The following is a 20,127-nucleotide window of genomic DNA, read 5'->3' as shown; positions in this document are numbered from 1 at the left end:
AAAGACGCGCGGGTTTAAGCGCAATAAGAATAATCCATTACCGCATTCTGCAATTATTGTAGACGAAGCGAGTATGTTAGATTTATTCTTAGCGCACTCGTTAGTACAAGCATTAGGCGATGCTCAGTTATTATTAGTAGGAGATATCGACCAACTACCATCAGTAGGCGCCGGAAATGTTTTAGCTGACTTAATAAATTCGGGTAAAGTACCTGTAATTCGACTTACCCAAGTATTTCGTCAAGCACAAACAAGTAAAATTATCACTGCTGCTCACCAAATAAACCTTGGACAACAACCTAATATAGAAACTATTTCAAATACACCAAAATCAGATTGTTTATGGCATGGGGGAGGGTATCAACCTGAACATGGAGTACAAGCAATTTGCGAGCTAATTACTGATTTTATTCCCAAACTTGGTTATTATCCTGCCACTGATGTACAAGTATTGTGTCCAATGAGTCGCGGTTTAGTCGGTACACGTAATCTTAATAATGTACTGCAACAACTAATTAACCCACCTAGTTCTCAAAAAGTAGAAGTTACGAGAGGTGGGACAATTTTTAGAACGGGGGATAGAATAATTCAGCTAACTAATGATTATCAGCGGGAAGTATTTAACGGTGACGTTGGTTTTATTACTAATATAGACACCGAAGAACAAGAAGTTAAAATTCAATACCAAGAACGCGAAGTTACTTATGACTATGCTGACCTGAATGAAATTGCTCTTGCTTGGAGTATTACAACGCATAAGTCGCAAGGGTCCGAATATCCAGTAGTAATTTTGCCTTTATATACTCAACATTACATGATGCTATCGCGCAATTTACTATACACAGGATTAACGCGCGCGAAAAAGTTGGCAATTATTATTGGTTCTAAGAAAGCTATATATATGTGTGTTCGTTCTACTAAGTCACAGGAACGTTATACACAGTTACAACAAAGATTAATGAAATCGATCAACTAATAATGTTCCTTTATACAAAGCTTCAAACTTTGCCACAACCATATTAAATTTTTTATCCCACTCATCCGAATCAAAAGTAGAGAAAACTAATTGAGAAAACAAAACGTCTTGTCTATCGACAATATTTTCAATTACTTTCTTAAACTCGTTAATTATATTTTGGCTAAAAGTATTTTTTATATCACGTCCTAGTAAGAAAGCAGGCGCCTGTTCATATTGTATAACCTCTTGAGATAATTCATCAATTAGCTCATCAAATACACGGTCGTCAAGACTTTGCTGGACTATTTATTGTTAAAATTCCATCAACATTTGTTTTGTCAGGTATATTATATTGTTCATGTAAAGTTGCTCGAATATCAGGCAGCACTTTTAGGTTATTTAGACACTTTTGCAATAATTGATTTTCATCGCTCATATATTAATATATGTGTAAATTCCAATAATTTACCTAGCTATTTATATTCTAAGTTATAAATTACTGAATGGAACAAAGTGGCAACGGTTATAACGCGGATGGTTGATTGAGTATTTATTTACATACCGTATGGATATTTTTCATGATTAATAATTCCACTTTCTCTGATTGTAATTAAGCTCTTTGCATAAGCAATAAGTAGTTTGAGGCAGTAAAGAAGACGGTCTTGTATGTATCTGTCGCTATCCGAGGCTGCTTTGAATGGTTCATTTAGGACTTCTTCTACATCACGAATAATTATATGTTCGGGAATCCATAGAAGATGTGTGTTTTTGTAGCTGCTCATTCGGAGTTCTGCTACTGGATAGGCGCCTCCACGACTTGAACTCACAGCTACAATGAGTCCTGGTTTGTGGGCTAGTTCATTATTATCGCATAAAAGGAAGAAGTTTTTTAAACGTGGAGGAACCATCCCGCTCCACTCTGGAGAAATAGCTATTAGTGCATCGCATTCCTGTAATGTTTTGGAAACTGGCGCCCACTCACGCTCCCATTTTTCAGATTTTTGCCACTTAGATTCCTCCCATTCGGGTAAAGGTTTTTTACCTAAATCAAAAAGTACTGTTTCCACCTCCTTGAACTCTGGTTGAGCAAGCATGTTTTGAATAAATAGGGCAACTTTTCCTGATTGAGATTCTACACGATGGCTGCCAGAAACTATTGCAATTTTCATTTACAACTCCTTGGGATGTGTGGAAACAAGTTATACTACGCCCATAAGCTAGATACATTTAGTGACCAATCTGGTAATAATTCCGGAAGGGTCAATGTATCTCCATCTTCTAACACGGTGACTGCGGCACCAAGTTTATATATAGATATATTACGCTGGTCTGGGTCTATAAGAATTCCAAATTTAATTCCCCATTGTAGTTGTAAAAAAGCCTGTATTTTTTTCTGTAATGGCAGTAAGCGGTTGAAAGCTGATTTTACTTCCATTACAAGCTCTGGCGCCATTTCTGGATAGGTTCGAGGTGTGCGTTTTAATCTTTCACGTGAGATATATGAGTAGAACAAAACTGCTAATAGTTGACAATTTAGTATATGTATTGTCTTAAATTTACCTCAATATATTCGGTATAATCATAAAGATTTAATAATTTTTTACCCTGAGATCACTAGGTGAGCAGATTCCCGACAACTTCTGCAAAGTCGGGAATCTTAAGGAATCTTAACTCCCAAAATTTAATTTTCTGGTACAAGTAATCCAATTATTATCAATAGCCAAAAAATTGCCCCGACCACAATCCACACAACCTCTCTTCCTGTAAAAGATGTTCTTATAGGTAGATTAGGCTGTTTTTGTGCCCAGTAAAAATTGAACGCCCTGAGAATTGTAATTAGAGGAATAAAAGAGAATAACCATATAAAGTCAAATGGATCTGGCAATCGTGCAAGTACAATGAATATCCAATAAATTAACGTTATCAGAAAAGGTGAAGGTCTATTTCTGTATCCTTCTGACTCAGCTAAAGCAAAGATTTTTTGACACAAGTTGTACAAATAGAAAGGTAAAAACCAGGAACGAAACCAAGCACTAATCTGAAGATTCTCACGTTCTTTAATGAATTTCCATTGCTTGTGCGACCAGGGTAATTGATATAATCCATACGTAATTATATATAAAAAGCAAAACTTCCAAATTGGCTGTACATTAGAATATTGCTCTTTGGCTATTGACTGATTTGCTGGAGCCATAAAGTTTTTCCTTTATAGTGTTAGGTTTACAATTCGTTAAGTAAGCTGCCAAACTTTGATAATGCCGTCATCACTACTACTAGCAATCGTCCTACCATCTGGGCTTACGGTGACACAACATAGCGATTCTGAATGCCCTGTAAGAGTGCCAATCAATTTTCCTGTACCTAACTGCCACAGATTAATGTTTTGATCGCGACTGCCACTGATAAGAGTGTTTCGATCAGGACTGATGGCAACTGCTGTTACCCAGTTGGAGTGTCCCTCAAGGGTGCGAATCATTGTTCCACTATCTATATCCCAGAGGTGTATAGTTTTGTCATTACTACCGCTAGCAAGAATATTCCCATCTGCATTAATAGCTACAGCACGAACTGAGTCTAAATGTCCAGTAAATGTGCTTTCCAATTTTCCTGTAAGTAAGTTCCAAACTTTAATTGTGTTGTCCCGACTGCCACTGATGAGAGTCTGACCGTTTAGACTTAGCACGACAGCATGAACTAAATCAGAATGACCTGCAAGGGTACGTATTAGTTTACTAGTAGGTAAATTCCAAACTTTAATTGTGTTATCCCGACTACCACTTACAAGAATCTGACCATCCATACTAATAGCTATAGTATGAATTGAGTCCGAATGCCCATTGAGATTACGTATCAAGTTTCCGCTATTCATCTGCCATAGCTTGATAGATTTGTCCAAACACCCACTAACAAGCGTCTGCCCATCTGGACTAATGGCAACAGAAGTAAACCAAGTAGCATCTCGCCGACGAAACCCAGACTGTGGAGTAAAGGTACGGATTAAAGTACCACTGCCTAGATGCCACAATTTTATAGTGTTGTCATCGCTACCAGTCACAATTGTCTGATTATCTGGGCTAAAAGCGACAGACCGTACCGAAGCAGCATGACCTGTTAGGGTATGAACGCATCGCCAAATTTTAGTTTGAGACTGTTGAGACTTTGCGGTTGGGGCAACTGTTTGGGGTAGTGTAATTCGCTGCTGCGTAAAGTGTTCGCTTGATTGGAAATTCTTCGCTCTTGTTGAGGACTGTTTAACGGTAATGGCTGCTACTTTCAATACCATTAGCCCTAATTGTAAAAGGCTGCTTTGAGAAAGTATTACTTGTCCGTGCAACAATGGTATCCCATTCACAAAAGGGGGATTACTATCACGCAGATTCCGCACCCAAAATTGGTGCTGTTGTTGATCGAAGAATATTTCGACGTGCAAACCTGATACCGTTGGTTCAGATAAAACAATATCGCATTGTGCAGGGTCGCGTCCGATACGTACAGTACCTGGGTTTTTACTTAATTGCCGCTCGCTGATAATCTGAGTTTTTGTTTGTCCTGCTTCCATCCACTCTATAGTCAACTCATATATATCTGTCCCAACTTCAGTAACTGCCTGCGTTTTTGGGAATGTATAGGATGATGGCAGTATAGTTTGTGCAGGAGTTTTATTTTCTAGGTGTTTTAGAGCTTGCAGTACCTCAGTTGCTGATTGATAACGGTCTTTGAAGTGGTAGCGTGTCATATGAGTTAGCACTTCTGGCAACCCACTACTAACATTGATAAGATGCAGCCAAGCAATTTCGCCCGTTTGTGAGTCTTCTTCTAAGTTACCAGGATAAACTCCTGTTAGTGCCTGGATACCAATCATCCCTAAAGCGTAAATATCACTGCTAGGACGCGGTTTACCTCGCCCTTGTTCAGTAGGCATATAACCAGGAGTGCCAATTACTACACTCCTGACCGAATGCTGATTTTCAACTGCCGTTACTAAAGCTTGCACCTGCTGCTTAACAGCACCAAAATCAATCAAAACTAACTTATTGTCCTGTCGGCGCCGGATAATATTGTCAGGTTTGATATCTCGATGGATAGTATTTTGCTGATGGATAAACTCTAAAATTGGCAGAACGTCTTTTAATAGAGCAATTACATATGCTTCATCTAACTTTTTTCCAGGCGCCAATTCTTTGGTTAGAGTATGCCCTTCAATAAAATCTTGCACCAGGTAAAATTCCTCATTTTCGGCAAAAAAATCTGTAATTCGAGGAATTTGATTATGATTTCCTAACTTAACTAAGGCAGCAGCTTCGCTTTCAAATAAACGTTTTGCAATCGTAAACGTATCGGGGTCAGTACTTGTAGGCTTGAGTTGTTTGATAACGCACTTCGGATTACTAGGTAAGCGTGTATTTTCGGCAACGTAGGTTTGTCCAAATCCTCCGGCGCCTAAAGCTTCAATAACTTTATAACGACTATCAAGCAGTTGACCTATCATACTCTCCTCAACTTTACGTACAAAGTAAAAGCAATTCTAGCTACCACCAGTAAGTGATATTTTCCAAGCTAAGTGAAAAAATCGTATACTTTCTTAAAGATTAAACTTCCACCTACTTAAATCAAATATTTACTTACGAATCTAAACTTGGTTCATTATAAGTATAGGTATGAACTATACACACTTATGCAGTTCTGAAAAACATGGGAAAGGTGCCAGAATTTTTTGTGATTAAAAAATAAATTTAAAAACTAAACGTATTGTATTTTTAAATGCTTTCAAGCACAGTTGTCAAATTTTTTACACTGGATAACTGGATTACTTAAAAAAAACTCAATGAATTTGAAGCGCAAACTCAAGAATTATCGTAATTGCTTCTTAATTGCAATTCTGTCTACTGTAATGGTAACTTTGCTCGGCGCCCTAACTCCAACTAAATGGTTCTATAATTCAAGTCAAGCATGTGATGTAAGTATTTATGTAGTTAATGGTGGTGTACACAGCGATATTCTTCTGCCAGTAAAAACTTCAAAATTTAACTGGAATGATTTTATTCCACTAGAGCAAATTGGCACTGACACAAATCAACAATATAAGTATCTCAGTTTCGGTTGGGGAGAGCATGACTTTTATATTAACACCCCAACTATCGCGGATATTAAAGTTCATACTGTTATCAAAGCCTTATTTTATCCTAACAATACTTCGGTGATGCACGTTAGAGGTTTTAATAATCTACCTGGCAAAAAATATAATGATATCAAATGTGTACGTGTTAGTTATGATAATTATCTTAGATTGGCAAAATTTATTCAAAAATCCTTTGAAACCAATAATACAGGTAATGTCACTCGACTTGCTAATGGTTATAACGCTTATGGTGGATTTTATGGCGCCACTGGTAATTATTCAATTCTCAGAAATTGCAATAACTGGACAGCAGAAGCTTTAAGACTAGCTAATGTTAATACTCCTGTTTGGAGTGGTCTTTCAGCCCCTATTATGTGGCACCTTAGAAATAATTGTAGTTGTGGATAAAATATATAAATTATTTACTTACTTATTAAATCTTCTGCAACTTTTGCCAAAGATACTTCTAGAACTTTACCAAACAGGCGCCGCTGTACAAAGGCGCCGTCTATCAGTAATAATAAAACTGTTGCAAGCGAGTTTGGGTTATTTATATTGGCTTCTTCTGCTAGTTGAGTCAAACGTTCTAGCACTGCTTGTTTATGTTTCACTGCTAGTTGGTGTCCGGGATAATCTAACTCTCCATATTCTGCGGTTGTAATAATAAACGGACATCCTAAACATTCTGGTTTTGCCAGTAGCTCATCTAACCATGTGAATACCCTTAATAACTTTTCTAAAGAATGGGACGGACACTTGGCTATTTCAGCTTCCAATAAATCCCAAAAACGCTGGTTACGCTGTTCTAAATATGCAACCACCAAATCATCTTTTGACGGAAAGTATCTATATAGTGTTGATTTTGCCACCCCTGACTTTGCAATAATCGTATCTACCCCTGTCGCTCTGATGCCTTCGCTGTAAAATAACTCGTCAGCTATATTGAGAATATGCTCGCGCAATGTGGATTTACCTCCGTCTTGCAATCCCAAAGCGCTCTTTTTCGGCATTAAGTCCTCCGTTTTTTATATAACCCTATTGACATGATACAGACCTGTCTGTAATATTGCAATTACAAACACAAGACAGACCTGTCTGTACTAATAAATTAAAAAAGAGCAAATCAATGAAAATTGGAATTATTGGCAGCGGAAACATGGGACGCTCACTAGGTATCCTCTGGGCAGAACAAGGACACCAGGTGTTTTTTGGCTCGCGCGATAGTGAAAAAGGGAAAGCAGTTGCCCAAAAAGCAGGACTTGGAACGCAAGGAGGTGCAAACGATGAGGCGGCAGCATTTGCGGATGTGATATTGTGGACAGCGCGCGGAATTGTACCATCAGAGTTACTATCTAACACAGAAATACTGAACGGTAAAATAATTATTGATTGTAATAACCAGGACATTCCAGAAGAATTTGCATATCCTGCGATAGTGGAATCTTTGGCAGAAAAGCTTGCTTCAAATGTGCCAAACGTGCGTGTAGTGAAAGCTTTTAATACAATGGCACAGGAAGTATTTGAATTGGCGCCTACACCACTCAAAGATTATCAAGTTTCGGTGTTTGTAGCTGGAGATGATGAACAAGCTAGAAATACCGTAATGCAGCTTGCCCAAGAAATCGGATTTGCACCAGTAGATTCTGGGGTCTTACGTAATGCGCGGTTAGTAGAAGGGTTGGGAGATTTTATTCGGATGATAATGATAGGTCAAAAACAGGGTTCTTATGCAACTATTTCGGTTAATGTATTACCGAAAGCAGAACAACAGCGTTTAGGTGGAAGACAAGCTTCATCATTATCTTAAATTAGGGTTTAAATATTTTTCTTCCCCAACTGTAATTAACACACTAGCAATACTTTTGCACCAAAGCAATAATTGGATACCTCGGTGTAGTTCCAGAACAACTAGGACATGGTTATTCGACTGAATTACTAACTCAAGGAACTCAGACTCTTTTATCTGAAGGTGCAACCTGTATTCGCTCTGATGCTGATGTAAATAATGTACCAATGGTATCTGCTTTTATGCGCGCTGGATACAATCAGTTTGCTTTAAGAAAAGAATACCGCAGGCGCCACAATTAGCCGAAAAACCGTATCAAAGTTGTTGTTGGAACCAATTCCTCTATTTCCATACACATGATTCTACCTTCTCCTACATCTTTATATAACCACATTATAGTAAAAGAGTTCTATTGTAAAAGCACACGGGCTTTAATGGTTCCAGTTTACGTAGTCAAATAAGGAATTATACAAAAGCTATTGGAAAATGTGAACCAATGGTTCACAAAAATAATAATCAATCTCATTTAGATATTGTGAACCATTAGGTGCCAATTGGAAACTCTGAGATGCAACGACAGAATTCCGAAAAACTTCTTGACGATTGGATATCAAAGGCTTACATTAAAAATACAATACTTTTGTACCAAATATCAAGTTATTTGATTGACATTCTTTAATAACACCATCGTATATGAATATTTCTCAATATATCGAATCTAAGCGCAACGCGATGAAGAAAATTCCAAGTGATATTCGTGAGCGTTGGAATAACCGTTTGGTAAAGAACTCATGGCATTTGCAAGGAATTGACGGCGCCGCTCAATATCTAGCAAATTATGGTAACAATATTGGTATTGCCAAAGTTCTCGCGTTTGCCATATGCGCCGAGTCAGAAGGATATCCAGAAGTTGCGATGGGGTTCTGGCAGAAAGCTTTTGAAGTTGAAACAGGTGCGGCACCTACTACACCAAAGAAAACAAAAACAACTATTACTACTACAGAGATTACAGTCATTCCAGAAGCGGCGCCACCCTTAGTTGAAGAGTTACCATCACATCTACAACCAGGACGCATTGTTACAATGCAAGCAGTTGATGCACCGTTAGATAGAGAATATTATATTAATTCTCCTGATTATTGGGGACAACCTAAACGCGATGGTAACAGGTTGGTAGTAGTAGCAACGAAAGATAAAGTTTACTATCAGTCCCGCTCGACCAATATAAAAGCACAACCAGCTATTGAAATTAATCATTTATTACTTGAACTAGCTAATCAAATCGGTACTTTTGTACTTGACGGTGAGTTATACTATCTTTCTGCAACAGGTAGTGAACATCGAACTGCACCGCAAGCAGCAATGGTAAACGAAAAAAACGGACAACCTGTTGTTGCAAAACCAATTTACGCTATTTTTAAAGCTTTATGCTTTGCTGGCAAAGATTTAACGACAGTTAGTGAAGCTGAACGTATCGAAGCAGGAGAAGAAATAGGTAAACATTTAGATAAACAATTTTTTGAAGTCGTTCCAACTGCCAAAATGAAAGCCCAGAAAGCATCTTTAGCTGCTAAACAAGAATCTGAGGGTCGAGAAGGTGAAATATGGATATCAAATAATTGTCAATACACTGGTGGTAAAGATACGCGCGCTTATGTGATGGTGCGAACGAAATATAATTTGGAGTTAGATCTAATTATTACCGAATGTACAAAAACAACAGTAGCAGGTAGACCGTTTAGCGCGCTCAATGTCGCACAAGAAGTCAAAGGTAAATTAGTACCAATGGGTTCTGTTGGAACAGGATTTTCGCAACATGACATGGAAGAAATAGCTCGGCGCCATAATCTAAATCCCGGAAGCGTTAAAATTACAGTGCGCTGTCAAGGATTAACCGAACGTGGAAAACTATGGCACGCGCGCTTTATCGGAATTTGCGAAGAGAAAATTTAATACCGATGCACTATTTTTGTATAATGATTTCACTTAATATATAAAATCTAGCAATGCAACAATTGTCTCTTCCTCTTGATTTGCCTGGTTGTGAACCTGTTAATAAAACTTGGTTTCAGGAGATGCTAGCAACTCTTGGAGTCAGACAGGAACCAGCATGGCCGGATAGCTTTGGCAAATCTCTCCAAAAATGGCTTCGTAAGCAGGGACATACTCCAGTTAAGACACTTAGTTTATTTTCTGGTGGTGGTGGATTAGACATTGCTTTTCATGATGCTGGTTTTGAAATCATTCAAATGGTCGAGCTTGAAGCTAAGTACATCCAAACGTTACAGCGTAATTCGCTACAAGGAAAATGGTTGTCAGGCGCCAAACCTATATGTATAGATATTAGAGAGTATTTTCCATTATTCGATTTTAAGATTGATTTTATTATTGGTGGACCACCCTGCCAAAGCTTCTCAGCTGCTGGACGTAGAGCAGCAGGAGTATCTGGAATTACAGATGTTAGAGGTACATTGTTTCAAGAATATGTTCGTATTCTTAAAACACTTCAACCAATAGGTTTTTTATTTGAAAATGTTTATGGAATTACTGGCGCCAATAAAGGCAAAGCTTGGCAAGAAATTCAAGAAGCTTTTAGAGAAGTTGGGTACAAAATTTACTATCGTATTTTAGATGCAGCCGATTATGGAGTACCTCAACATCGAGAGCGTTTATTTATTATCGGGTTAAAAGAAGGTGAATATTTATTTCCATATCCGACTCACGGTCTAGACTCTCTTAATCAAAATCCCTACTACTTTGCAGCACAAGCAGTAAAAGGCGCCTACAATTCAGACATTGAAGTAGGGCTAAATGGAAGGTATGGACATTTGCTCGAACATATCCCACCTGGACTTAATTATAGCTTTTACACAAAAGAAATGGGTTATCCCAATCCAGTATTTAGCTGGAGGTCTAAATTTTCAGATTTTTTATATAAAGCAGATCCAGAAACCCCAGTGCGAACTATCAAAGCACAAGGTGGCCAGTATACTGGCCCTTTTAGTTGGGAAAATAGAAAGTTTTCTATCTCTGAATTAAAACGTTTGCAAACTATTCCAGATGAGTATGAAATAGTTGGAAACCAACAAGTTGCTATCGAACAAATTGGTAACTCAGTTCCTCCTCAATTAGGCAGGATATTAGCACTGAGTATTTTAGAACAAGTCATGAAAGTTAAATTACCTAGTTCAATAAGTTATCTATCACATCATCAAAAATTAAGCTTTAGACAACGCAAAAGGGAATTAACATATATTTATTTGCAAAAAGCTAAAGCTGCAATCACAGATTTAAAAGACAAAGGAAAAATTTTATATTTACCTAGTTATCAATCTGAAGATAAAGGAGAAATAATTAGATTTTTGTCTCCTAATTTTGCTTGGAAGAAAGAAGAAACTGCTAAAGCTAAGAAAATCTACATTAATTATGATTTAGATGATACACGCTGGTTAATCAAAGCAAGTCTAAATCCAAATTGGGATGACGATGAAAAGTTCGCTATAGAAATGAATCCATCCTACGGTCATGAAGAATGGGTTATCTGTACAAACTTAGTTAAACTTTGCGCTCAAGATTTAGATTTGCAAATACTAACATCTCTTTGGAAATATTTTGAAGAAAAATTAACTGAAATTACAGGTAAAGCTGATTTAGTACAGTTATCCGGGTATTATCAATATAGTCCAAAAATTCTTAGTATTATGACCTTTCACCCGAAATTAGAGGTTAATGAACTTTGGCATGTTATTCAATGTGTAACAAAAAGTATTGGCACAGCTTCTCAACTTTCAGACACAGAGCTTGCGGAAAAATGGAGTGTCAAAGCAGAAGATATATTTTCTTATCTTCAATCTTTACGAAGTATAGGTTATGAAGTTAGAAATCATAATACAAACTCACAAATTCCTAAAGGTAAATATTTAATTCCTTATGCCTTTCCAACATTAAATCCTAAAAGCGTACAACTTCGTAAAACTTTTAAAAATTTATAGATAAAAAAATATTTCTTGAGTGTTTGATTGTTGTAAGGGTAGAATTTCTGAGATACTGGATTGTGGTATCTCGCAGAAGCTTTTTAAAATGACTATCGAAGTAGATTATCGTTTTCCAGCAGATGTAAATGCTGAGAAACAAGCTAAAGTTATTGCTATAGGGCAAACTGTTGGAACTTGGGACGCGCGTTTTGCCCATCGTGAAGCTAGTTTAACATCGCATCTTGGCGAAGTTGTATCAATTGTCAAACAACCTGATAATTACAGCATTGCCACAGTACGCTTTCCGGAAGCCAATGTAGAAAATGATGTGAGTAGCTTACTGACAATGATATTCGGTAAATACTCAATGGCAGGCGCCGCAAAAGTTGTTGCACTAAGATTGCCCGAAAATTACGGATTGCGTCCGAAATATGGTATATCGGGTATACGTGAGTTATTGGACACCCACGAACGTCCTTTGATAATGGCAATTTTCAAACCAGCTTTAGGACTTTCTGCCACAGACCATGCTGCTATTTTAAAGGAAGTTGCTTTTGCGGGTTTAGATATTATCAAAGATGATGAAATTTTGGGTAATCTTACGAAGGCGCCTACTTTAGAACGTTTAAAAGCTTGCCGCGAAGTACTTGATAATGTAAAGCAACAAACTGGACGCACTGTACTTTACGCTGTTAACGTTACAGGGAATGCCGCACAATTATTACAACGTGCGCGCGATTTGGTAAGTAATGGCGCCAATGCTTTATTATTAAACGTCTTTTCCTACGGTTTTTCTGTTCTTGAAGCATTAGCTACTGACCCAAACATAAATGTGCCTATATTTACCCATCCTGCTGGTGCAGGCGCCCTTTCTGCTGCCCCTGACTATGGGTTTGCTTATTCAGTTTCTTTAGGAACACTCATGGCTTATGCAGGCGCCGACGCTGTTTTGTACCCAGCACATTATGGTAATTTACCGTTCGATGCCAATCAAGAAGCCCAAATTCGCGATATCCTAAGAGCCAGAAATGTCATGCCAGTACCATCAGCAGGTATTCATCCTGGTGTTGTAAGTAAAGCAATCTCTGACTATGGTCAAGATGTAATTCTTAATGCTGGTACAGGTATTATGGATCATCCTGATGGTGCCGCATCTGGTGTTAAAGCATTTTTTGAAGCGCTCGAATATGTTAAAAAAGGTGAAGCTTTAAATTTGGATAGCTTGCCAGATGGTGCCCTAAAAAGCGCAATTCAAAAATGGGGCATCTGGACGTAGCATAGGCGTCCCGCCTGTGCAGTGATATTATTTTTACCACAGAGGCGCAGAGGACACAGAGAGGAGTAAGAGATTTCAAATCGGTGTCTACCTGTTAGAATTCATGATATAGACCAGCAATATAGTTGATGCAACAAAAAAATACGTGCATAATTGTGGTTGGAATTTTTACTTACTTTGTCAGTAATGACTCAAAACCAGCCAGAAGTAGGACTATACGGTCTTTCAAATTCAAATAGAGACTTTACAAAAAAGGAAAGTTGGGGAAAGAATCAGTTTAATTCTTCATTTCCAGCTGCTTTAGGATGTTACATGCATCACCTAGGTTTACAACCTGTATACTTAAGACTTGATAGAGAGCTTAAAGTCGCTCATACAAAAATAGCAGTTCGAGACGTATTCGGAGCAGAACCATTATCGGAAAATATTTTCTTTTTCTTTGAGTGTGATTTTGCTCCCTACAGAGAGTTAGTTGTAGGTAAATTGCCAGGAGTTGATTTGGTTACACAGAGTTCAGCATCAAGAGATTCTTGTTTAAAAGCAATAGAAATAAAACTAACTGCATTACCTGATAACTCTACGTGTAAGTTGACTGATGATGAATATGGTTGCGAGATAGTTGTTCGACCAGACACAATAGTTTATTTAGCTCTAAGCATCGCGGATAAATTTAAGGAACGTAAAAATGATTTGCTTAATTATTTAGACCCAGTATTTAATAAAATTCAGGATTTGACAAGTATTAGCTCTGTTGTTCCCCATATACTAGAAATTACAGATTGTATGGACAATTTTTTTCTGAGACATATTGACATACAATCTCCTATTGTAATGCAACCTATTTGGAAAACAGCAGGTAAAAGTGTTAAATTATATAATCATTGTTTAGACATGTTTATATGGAGTGATTTTGCATTTACAAGGCTATTCTTTGATTTTACAAAAAATTTTGCTAGGAAAAATGAAGTTATTAATAGGCAAATGCGAGCAGTTGTGTGGCTAGCAAAAATGCTACATGATTTTGCTCAAAACGGTAAAATGAATCATCGAGCAATTATTGATACTTTAACCTACGATACTAAAAATGATAAAGCTTTTTCATTGACTGGAAGGAAAACTCGTATATATATGAGCAGCCAAGAACTTCTGTCACCAAGAATTACGAAAGATAAGATAAGAGATATTATACTAGGTGGAGGCCATAATTTTTTAAGTCCAGAAAGAAGATTTGATGGTATCATTTTAGGAAACCCAGAGATTTTTGATGAATCTTTGAAAAACATCTAAAGATTTGTATACGTGAATGAGTAAGCAAGCACAACACACTAGATTAAGAGTTATTGACTTTTTTGCAGGCTGTGGTGGATTATCTCTAGGATTTCAGAATGCAGGCTTTGAAGTTGTAGCCGCGTTTGACAAATGGGAACCTGCAGTACAAGTCTATAAAAAGAATTTCGCGCATGAAATTCAAAGCTGCGACCTTGGTAATTTAGATGATTATGAGTGTTTTCTTCACTTCAAACCTGACATCATTATAGGTGGTCCGCCTTGTCAGGATTTTTCAAGCGCAGGTAAGCGTAATGAAGATTTAGGAAGAGGAGATTTGAGCATAACTTTTGCTAAAATCATTGCTTTTGTCAAACCAAAATGGTTTGTCATGGAAAATGTAGATAGATATCAAAAAAGTAAAAAGTATAGCCAAATTAAGAAAATATTTAAAGATAATGGTTACGGACTTACAGAAAGTGTAATCAACGCAGCTTTTTGTGGTGTTCCTCAAAATCGAAAAAGATATTTTTGTATCGGAGAATTAAATGGCGTAGATAATGCGTTAACCACCTATATCAATGCCAATTTATCTAAAGAACCCACTACAATTAGACAATATTTAGGGAATAGTTTAGGAATTGAGTATTACTATAGGCATCCTAGAAGTTATGAAAGACGCGCGATATTTAGTATTGATGAGCCAAGCCCAACAATTAGAGGGGTAAATCGCCCTGTTCCTAAAACATATAAATTGCATCCCGGAGATGCGGCGCCTGTCACTCCTGCTTTACGTCCATTAACTACTATTGAGCGGAGCTATATACAAACATTTCCTTCATATTTTATTTTTGATGAAAAAAATCTATCTAAAACTGATTTGGAACAAATGATTGGTAACGCTGTACCAGTAAAGCTAGCTGAGTTTGTTGCCAAGTGTTTACTGGAATATTTAAAGGATAATAATGAGTCAAATGTGAAACAAATGCAATCGACACAACTAGAGCTTTGTTTACACGTTTAGTTATTGTAGGGTGGGCACCCTGCCTGCCCTCTGTATTCTCTCGGTTAGTACATATTTACAGAGACGGGCAAGGATGCCCGTTCCACAAGAAGTAGTCTATTCCAGAAGATGGTAGATTTAACTTACAGTGATTACTACACCTGGACTTTCATTGGCTAGTCTGTCAACAGCACATACAGCATATTGTCCGGGTTCTACGGTAGCGAAGTTTGTGCCGCGACTTAAGACGCGCTGTAGTGTCCAGTTGTCTCCATTACGTCTATATAATGTCCATGAACGAATTTCGCGCGCGTCTCCTGGTTGCCAAGATAGGCGCCTTGAAGCTACTTGGAGTTGAGTTGGTGCAGGCGGGGGGGTAGCTGATCGCCAAGGCATGGTCGGCGCCAATGCGGGAGTATTATATATGGATTGTCTGAATTTATCGGCGATACCCTGACGGTTTTCGCTTATGGGTTTCATGCTGAAAAAGATGTTGCCTAAAGATAAATCATTTATTAGGTTGCGACTAATTTTTACCTGCTTTTCGATTTCTTCGTCTTTCCATGCTTTGCCGTCAAGTTGTCCAAGATTATTCCCGGCGTAAATATGGCGTTGCCTTATATTAATTTCTGTCCACCATTTAAGTAAGGTAGGGTAACTTTGTCGCGTTTGGTCGGTGCGCCAATACAACTGTGGAGCGATATAATCTACCCAACCTTGTTCAACCCATTTTTTGGAGTCGGCGTACAGTACTGCGAAAGCATCTAATCCTGCAATACCTGCTGGTTGTCCTGGTCTGTAAATTCCAAAGGGACTAATACCAAATTTTACATGCGGTTTTGCTGTTCTAATTCCTTGAGACAACCGTAATACCATTTGATTCACGTTTTCGCGGCGCCAATCTTCTAAACTTAAATTTCCACCAGCATTACGATACGCAGCGTAAGTTTTACTATCAGGGAAGGATTTTCCTTCTATTGGGTAAGGGTAAAAGTAATCATCAAGGTGAATACCATCAACGTCGTAGCGTTGCAGTACATCCATAATTACGTTATACGCACGGTCTTGCACGACTTTGGCGCCTGGATCCATCCATTGTTGATTACCCCATTGGTATACTACATCAGGATTTGTAACAGCAAGATGTGAACGTGCTAGCTTTCCCTCTTTAATTGAAGTGTTTGCGCGGTAAGGATTAAACCATGCGTGTAGTTCTATATTGCGTTTACGACATTCAGCAATGGCAAACTCCAACGGGTCATAAAACGGTTCAGGTGGTTGACCTTGTGTGCCAGAAAACCATGCGCTCCAAGGTTCTAACTGCGACCTATAGGCAGCATCTCCTTCAGGACGTACTTGAAAAACTAGCGCGTTGAAATTTAATTGTTGGAGTCTAGTAATAATTTCTACTAGTTCGGCTTTTTGTTTGTCGGCAGATAACCCAGCTTTCGATGGAAAATCACTATTCCACACACACGCTAACCAGGCGCCGCGAAATTCACGACGATGACTAACGCGAACAGTTCCCGCAGGTGCTGGTGTTGGAGAAGGTGTTGGTGTTGGTGATGGAATAGAAGCTTGTCGAGGAGAGACTAAAAAATTAGATGAAATTTTTGGGACTTCCGCAAGATATACCAAACCTTGGTAGATAAATCCAGCAACATCAGCACGAATTGCCGCTAAATTTGGATTGAGTAATTTAGTATTTGGGTGGCTTGATACAAGTTCGGCACTAGTTGCTATTGCTACTTGATTACGCGCATACCCAGGAATTTGAGCCGAATCTTGATAGATTTGCGGTAAGCTATTTACCAATTCCGGTCTAATTTTTGACACCAGGTCTAAGCCGGATACGAGCGAGATTAAAACTTCCAGACGTGAAATTCTATTTTCTGGACGGAAACGGTTATCAGGAAAACCATTGAGAAATCCTATTTCAAAAGCTGTTTGAATGGCTGCTGCTGCCCAGTAACCAGCAACTACATCTAAAAATGGTGTGTACTGCCGCCTTTTTGGTATCCTTGTAAAAGCCTTAGTTATAATTACCGCATACTCCGCGCGTGTAATCGAGTTATCTGGACGAAAGGCGCCACTTTGTCCTGCCACCACACCACGCTGCAGCAATGCCTCAATAAATGGACGTGCCCAATGATTTTGAATATCAGAGAAGGATGTAGTTGTTGATACCATTGTTCATAGTAATATTCGGTTTACTGGGATTGATTGTAGACTGCTTTGTTTTTTTGGGCACAACAAATAATTTTTTTGATATAAGTAGTGTGGAGCGTGGCGCCTGTGATTTGATTGCAGGAAACAATTTCACCTTTGAGTGCATCTTGGCTAAAAAAACTGCACCATAAATTTGACTCAAAAGTAGTAATTACAAAAACGTGCGAAAGCGTAACTTTATTTACATTTTATTTACACTTGCTCTAGTCGGTGTTATCACTTTCTCGTATTTATCGGAGAAGTCACCTATTTTAGGGTGCCCTTGGTGGGGTTTTTCAGATAATACTCCCAAATATTATCTACACCCAGAAAAAGTAGTAGTCAAACCTTGGCGCGGACAGCACCATGTATTTGGTGTTTTTATGATTCCCGGTGGATATCTCAACGACAGGTTGTTTACACTTAATATTCAGGGCGAACAAACCCATTGTGGACTTCTTAGTTTTGAAGGAACAACAGAAGTAGAAGGGGTGCGCGCGAAGCCAGGATATTATTTGATGAAGGGGTTGTTAAATACTCGAATTGCTTTATGGGTGATTTCACAAGGTAAAGGTGATGAGTTAAAACAATCAACTAATTGGAAAGTTGGATACTCAAAGGTTAAGTAAAGAAATAGTTAATGGACGCTCCGGGATGCCGTCTTTCGTAAATAAGGCGCCAGTTTAATTTTATACTTTTCAAACATCCTGTAAGGTTGGGTGGAGGAACGGAACCCAACATAAACATTAACACGAATGTTGGGTTACGGTTCGGGATGCCCGTTCCACAGGACTTTTTACTTGAGAAGATATTCTTTGACGAACATAATTGTTGCGTAGAATTGAAAATCTATATTTCTCTTTTTGCTAAACCCGTGTCCTTCGTCTTTTGCCATTAAGTACCATACAGGGATGCTGTTTTTTCGCACTGTTGCAACTATTTGTTCGGCTTCATTCAATGGAACGCGCGGATCGTTTTTGCCGTGAATTACAAATAATGGTTTTTTAATGCGACTGGCGTTATTTAATGGCGAAATTTTTAAAAGGAACTCGCGCATTTTCAGGTCACGTTCATCACCGTATTCTACTCGTCGTAAGTCTCGTCTGTAGCCTTCGGTTCTTTCGAGAAATGTAACAAAATTAGAAATTCCAACAATATCTATGGAAGCGCGGATTTTATCAGAGTAGTTAGTTGCTACTGCTAATGACATGTAACCACCGTAACTTCCACCCCTTACTAATATTCGGTCTTTATCTAGTTCTGGTTGTGTTGCTACCCAGTCTAAAAGGGCGCCAATATCTTTTACAGAGTCTTCGCGTTTAAACCCGTTGTCAAGTTTAAGAAATGTTTTACCGTATCCTAATGAACCTCGAACGTTGGGAAATATTATTGTCACACCCAATTCATTTATCATGTAGTTGACGCGCCCTAAAAAGCCAGGACGAGATTGTCCTTCCGGTCCTCCGTGAATGTCAATAATTACTGGACGCTTACCTTTGAATTTGGAGGGGGGACGGTACATGAACCCAGAAATTGTTTTACCGTCAAAGCTTTTCCATCTAACTAATTGTGCATCGGTAAAGTTGGCTGTATTAATACCCCCCGTCTCACTTTCTGTCCAACGTTCAATTTTGTTACTACGAATATTTAAAGAATATACATCAGCAGTTGAACGCGCAGAAACTAGCGTAAAACCTAAATCCTCATTATTTTTATGCCAGCTAGTACCTATTACTTGTCCCACTGGTAATTTGGGTAGTGGTTTTTCTTTACGAGTAGCAATATCAAGAAGATGCAATACGCTGGCGCCATCTTCATTAGTGACGAAAGCCAAGTTCTTACCATCGTCAGAAAGGTCGATATCTTCCACATCCCATTTGATGTTCGTAGTCAGGTAAGTTGGCTGCATTGTTGCTAAGTCAACATATGCTAATCGTTGAAACTCTGAGTCTTTATCAGTAACGACGTACAAACCCTTACCGTCTTTACTAAATATAGCACCACCGTAGGAAACTTTTTCTTTACCACCTTTAGGTGTAATTAGTTTTTTTTCTCCAGATGCTGCATCCAAAAGCCATAAATAACTTTCGTTAATAGAAACGTATTGTAAAACGAGTACTTTACTGTCATCTGGCGCCCAGTCTAATGGAATCCAACCACCACCTTCGACTTGGGCAATAAGTTTATCAGTTTTGGGATCAAGTGGGTTAATAATATAAAAATCATTATCTTGACCTGTACGACGGGTAGACGTGTAAATTATTCTGTCACCTTTATTCGACCATTTACCACCACTGTTTTTTGACTTTCCGTCGGTAAGTAACGTAATATCACCTGTCGCTAAGTCATAGCGGTAATTTTGGCTAAACTCATTTCCGCCAATATCCTTACTGAAAACAAAATATTCCCCTTGAGTTGGTTGAAAGCTTCCTCCTGCTACATGTTCAGGAAAAAACGTTAATTGCCTACGGGCGCCGAGAGGAAATTTGACTAAATGCACTTGTGGTGTATCAGCGAAGCGTGTAGATATGAGCATT

At 38.3% G+C, this 20,127-nt stretch carries 18 protein-coding genes; 10 read left to right on the top strand and 8 right to left on the bottom strand.

Features of this window, described 5'->3' with window-relative positions:
• Positions 1–976 (top strand): ATP-dependent DNA helicase (locus AC2JBO_RS30605; protein ID WP_496957402.1); only part of this gene is annotated, 976 nt, incomplete at its 5' end.
• Positions 977–1,244: 268 nt separating this feature from the next.
• Here AC2JBO_RS30605 and AC2JBO_RS30600 read toward each other — a convergent pair.
• The 5 genes from AC2JBO_RS30600 to AC2JBO_RS30580 all read right to left on the bottom strand — a co-directional run bounded on the left by AC2JBO_RS30600 (position 1,245) and on the right by AC2JBO_RS30580 (position 5,447).
• Positions 1,245–1,394, bottom strand: a complete 150-nt coding sequence (locus AC2JBO_RS30600) for a hypothetical protein (protein WP_496957401.1) — start codon at positions 1,392–1,394, stop codon at positions 1,245–1,247.
• 118 nt (positions 1,395–1,512) lie between these two features.
• Positions 1,513–2,127 carry an NAD(P)H-dependent oxidoreductase gene (locus AC2JBO_RS30595; protein WP_496957400.1) on the bottom strand — a complete coding sequence of 205 codons (615 nt, stop codon included), beginning with the start codon at positions 2,125–2,127 and terminating at the stop codon, positions 1,513–1,515.
• 35 nt (positions 2,128–2,162) lie between these two features.
• Positions 2,163–2,471, bottom strand: coding sequence for a Uma2 family endonuclease (locus tag AC2JBO_RS30590; protein WP_496957399.1), 309 nt, complete (start codon positions 2,469–2,471; stop codon positions 2,163–2,165).
• Between the two features lie 168 nt (positions 2,472–2,639).
• Positions 2,640–3,152, bottom strand: coding sequence for a hypothetical protein (locus tag AC2JBO_RS30585; RefSeq protein WP_496957398.1), 513 nt, complete (start codon positions 3,150–3,152; stop codon positions 2,640–2,642).
• A gap of 36 nt (positions 3,153–3,188) precedes the next feature.
• Positions 3,189–5,447, bottom strand: coding sequence for a protein kinase domain-containing protein (locus AC2JBO_RS30580; RefSeq protein WP_496957397.1), 2,259 nt, complete (start codon positions 5,445–5,447; stop codon positions 3,189–3,191).
• 336 nt (positions 5,448–5,783) lie between these two features.
• On the opposite strand from AC2JBO_RS30580, the gene AC2JBO_RS30575 reads away from it, so the two are divergent.
• Positions 5,784–6,485, top strand: a complete 702-nt coding sequence (locus AC2JBO_RS30575) for a TIGR02117 family protein (RefSeq protein ID WP_496957396.1) — start codon at positions 5,784–5,786, stop codon at positions 6,483–6,485.
• A 14-nt stretch (positions 6,486–6,499) separates the two neighbouring features.
• On the opposite strand, the gene AC2JBO_RS30570 is transcribed toward AC2JBO_RS30575, so the two are convergent.
• The gene (locus AC2JBO_RS30570; protein ID WP_496957395.1) at positions 6,500–7,087 is read right to left on the bottom strand and encodes a TetR/AcrR family transcriptional regulator; all 588 of its coding nucleotides are present in this window, start codon (positions 7,085–7,087) and stop codon (positions 6,500–6,502) included.
• A gap of 116 nt (positions 7,088–7,203) precedes the next feature.
• On the opposite strand from AC2JBO_RS30570, the gene AC2JBO_RS30565 reads away from it, so the two are divergent.
• From AC2JBO_RS30565 to AC2JBO_RS30535, 7 genes are all read left to right on the top strand, one after another.
• Positions 7,204–7,884: an NADPH-dependent F420 reductase gene (locus tag AC2JBO_RS30565; RefSeq protein WP_496957394.1), complete on the top strand. Its 681-nt coding sequence runs from the start codon at positions 7,204–7,206 to the stop codon at positions 7,882–7,884.
• A 68-nt stretch (positions 7,885–7,952) separates the two neighbouring features.
• On the top strand, positions 7,953–8,165 hold the full coding sequence (locus AC2JBO_RS30560; protein WP_496957403.1) for a GNAT family protein: 213 nt from the start codon (positions 7,953–7,955) through the stop codon (positions 8,163–8,165).
• Between the two features lie 391 nt (positions 8,166–8,556).
• Positions 8,557–9,816, top strand: coding sequence for an ATP-dependent DNA ligase (locus AC2JBO_RS30555; protein ID WP_496957393.1), 1,260 nt, complete (start codon positions 8,557–8,559; stop codon positions 9,814–9,816).
• Positions 9,817–9,869: 53 nt separating this feature from the next.
• Positions 9,870–11,855, top strand: coding sequence for a DNA cytosine methyltransferase (locus AC2JBO_RS30550; RefSeq protein ID WP_496957392.1), 1,986 nt, complete (start codon positions 9,870–9,872; stop codon positions 11,853–11,855).
• 88 nt (positions 11,856–11,943) lie between these two features.
• Positions 11,944–13,113 carry a RuBisCO large subunit C-terminal-like domain-containing protein gene (locus AC2JBO_RS30545; protein WP_496957391.1) on the top strand — a complete coding sequence of 390 codons (1,170 nt, stop codon included), beginning with the start codon at positions 11,944–11,946 and terminating at the stop codon, positions 13,111–13,113.
• A 186-nt stretch (positions 13,114–13,299) separates the two neighbouring features.
• Positions 13,300–14,400, top strand: coding sequence for a HindVP family restriction endonuclease (locus AC2JBO_RS30540; protein WP_496957390.1), 1,101 nt, complete (start codon positions 13,300–13,302; stop codon positions 14,398–14,400).
• A gap of 16 nt (positions 14,401–14,416) precedes the next feature.
• Positions 14,417–15,403 carry a DNA cytosine methyltransferase gene (locus tag AC2JBO_RS30535; protein WP_496957389.1) on the top strand — a complete coding sequence of 329 codons (987 nt, stop codon included), beginning with the start codon at positions 14,417–14,419 and terminating at the stop codon, positions 15,401–15,403.
• Between the two features lie 117 nt (positions 15,404–15,520).
• Here the strand turns inward: AC2JBO_RS30535 and AC2JBO_RS30530 are convergent, their stop codons facing one another.
• Positions 15,521–17,572 (bottom strand): glycoside hydrolase family 10-like protein, encoded by a 2,052-nt coding sequence (locus AC2JBO_RS30530; protein WP_496957388.1) that lies wholly within the window; start codon positions 17,570–17,572, stop codon positions 15,521–15,523.
• Positions 17,573–17,772: 200 nt separating this feature from the next.
• On the opposite strand from AC2JBO_RS30530, the gene AC2JBO_RS30525 reads away from it, so the two are divergent.
• Positions 17,773–18,219 carry a hypothetical protein gene (locus AC2JBO_RS30525; RefSeq protein WP_496957387.1) on the top strand — a complete coding sequence of 149 codons (447 nt, stop codon included), beginning with the start codon at positions 17,773–17,775 and terminating at the stop codon, positions 18,217–18,219.
• A gap of 167 nt (positions 18,220–18,386) precedes the next feature.
• Here the strand turns inward: AC2JBO_RS30525 and AC2JBO_RS30520 are convergent.
• The coding region (locus tag AC2JBO_RS30520) for a S9 family peptidase (protein ID WP_496957386.1) at positions 18,387–20,127 on the bottom strand (1,741 nt) is incomplete at its 5' end.

It is taken from the genome of Calothrix sp. CBUCES-K 9914 (assembly GCF_059640475.1).
This window is presented reverse-complemented; position numbering and strand designations above follow the sequence as displayed.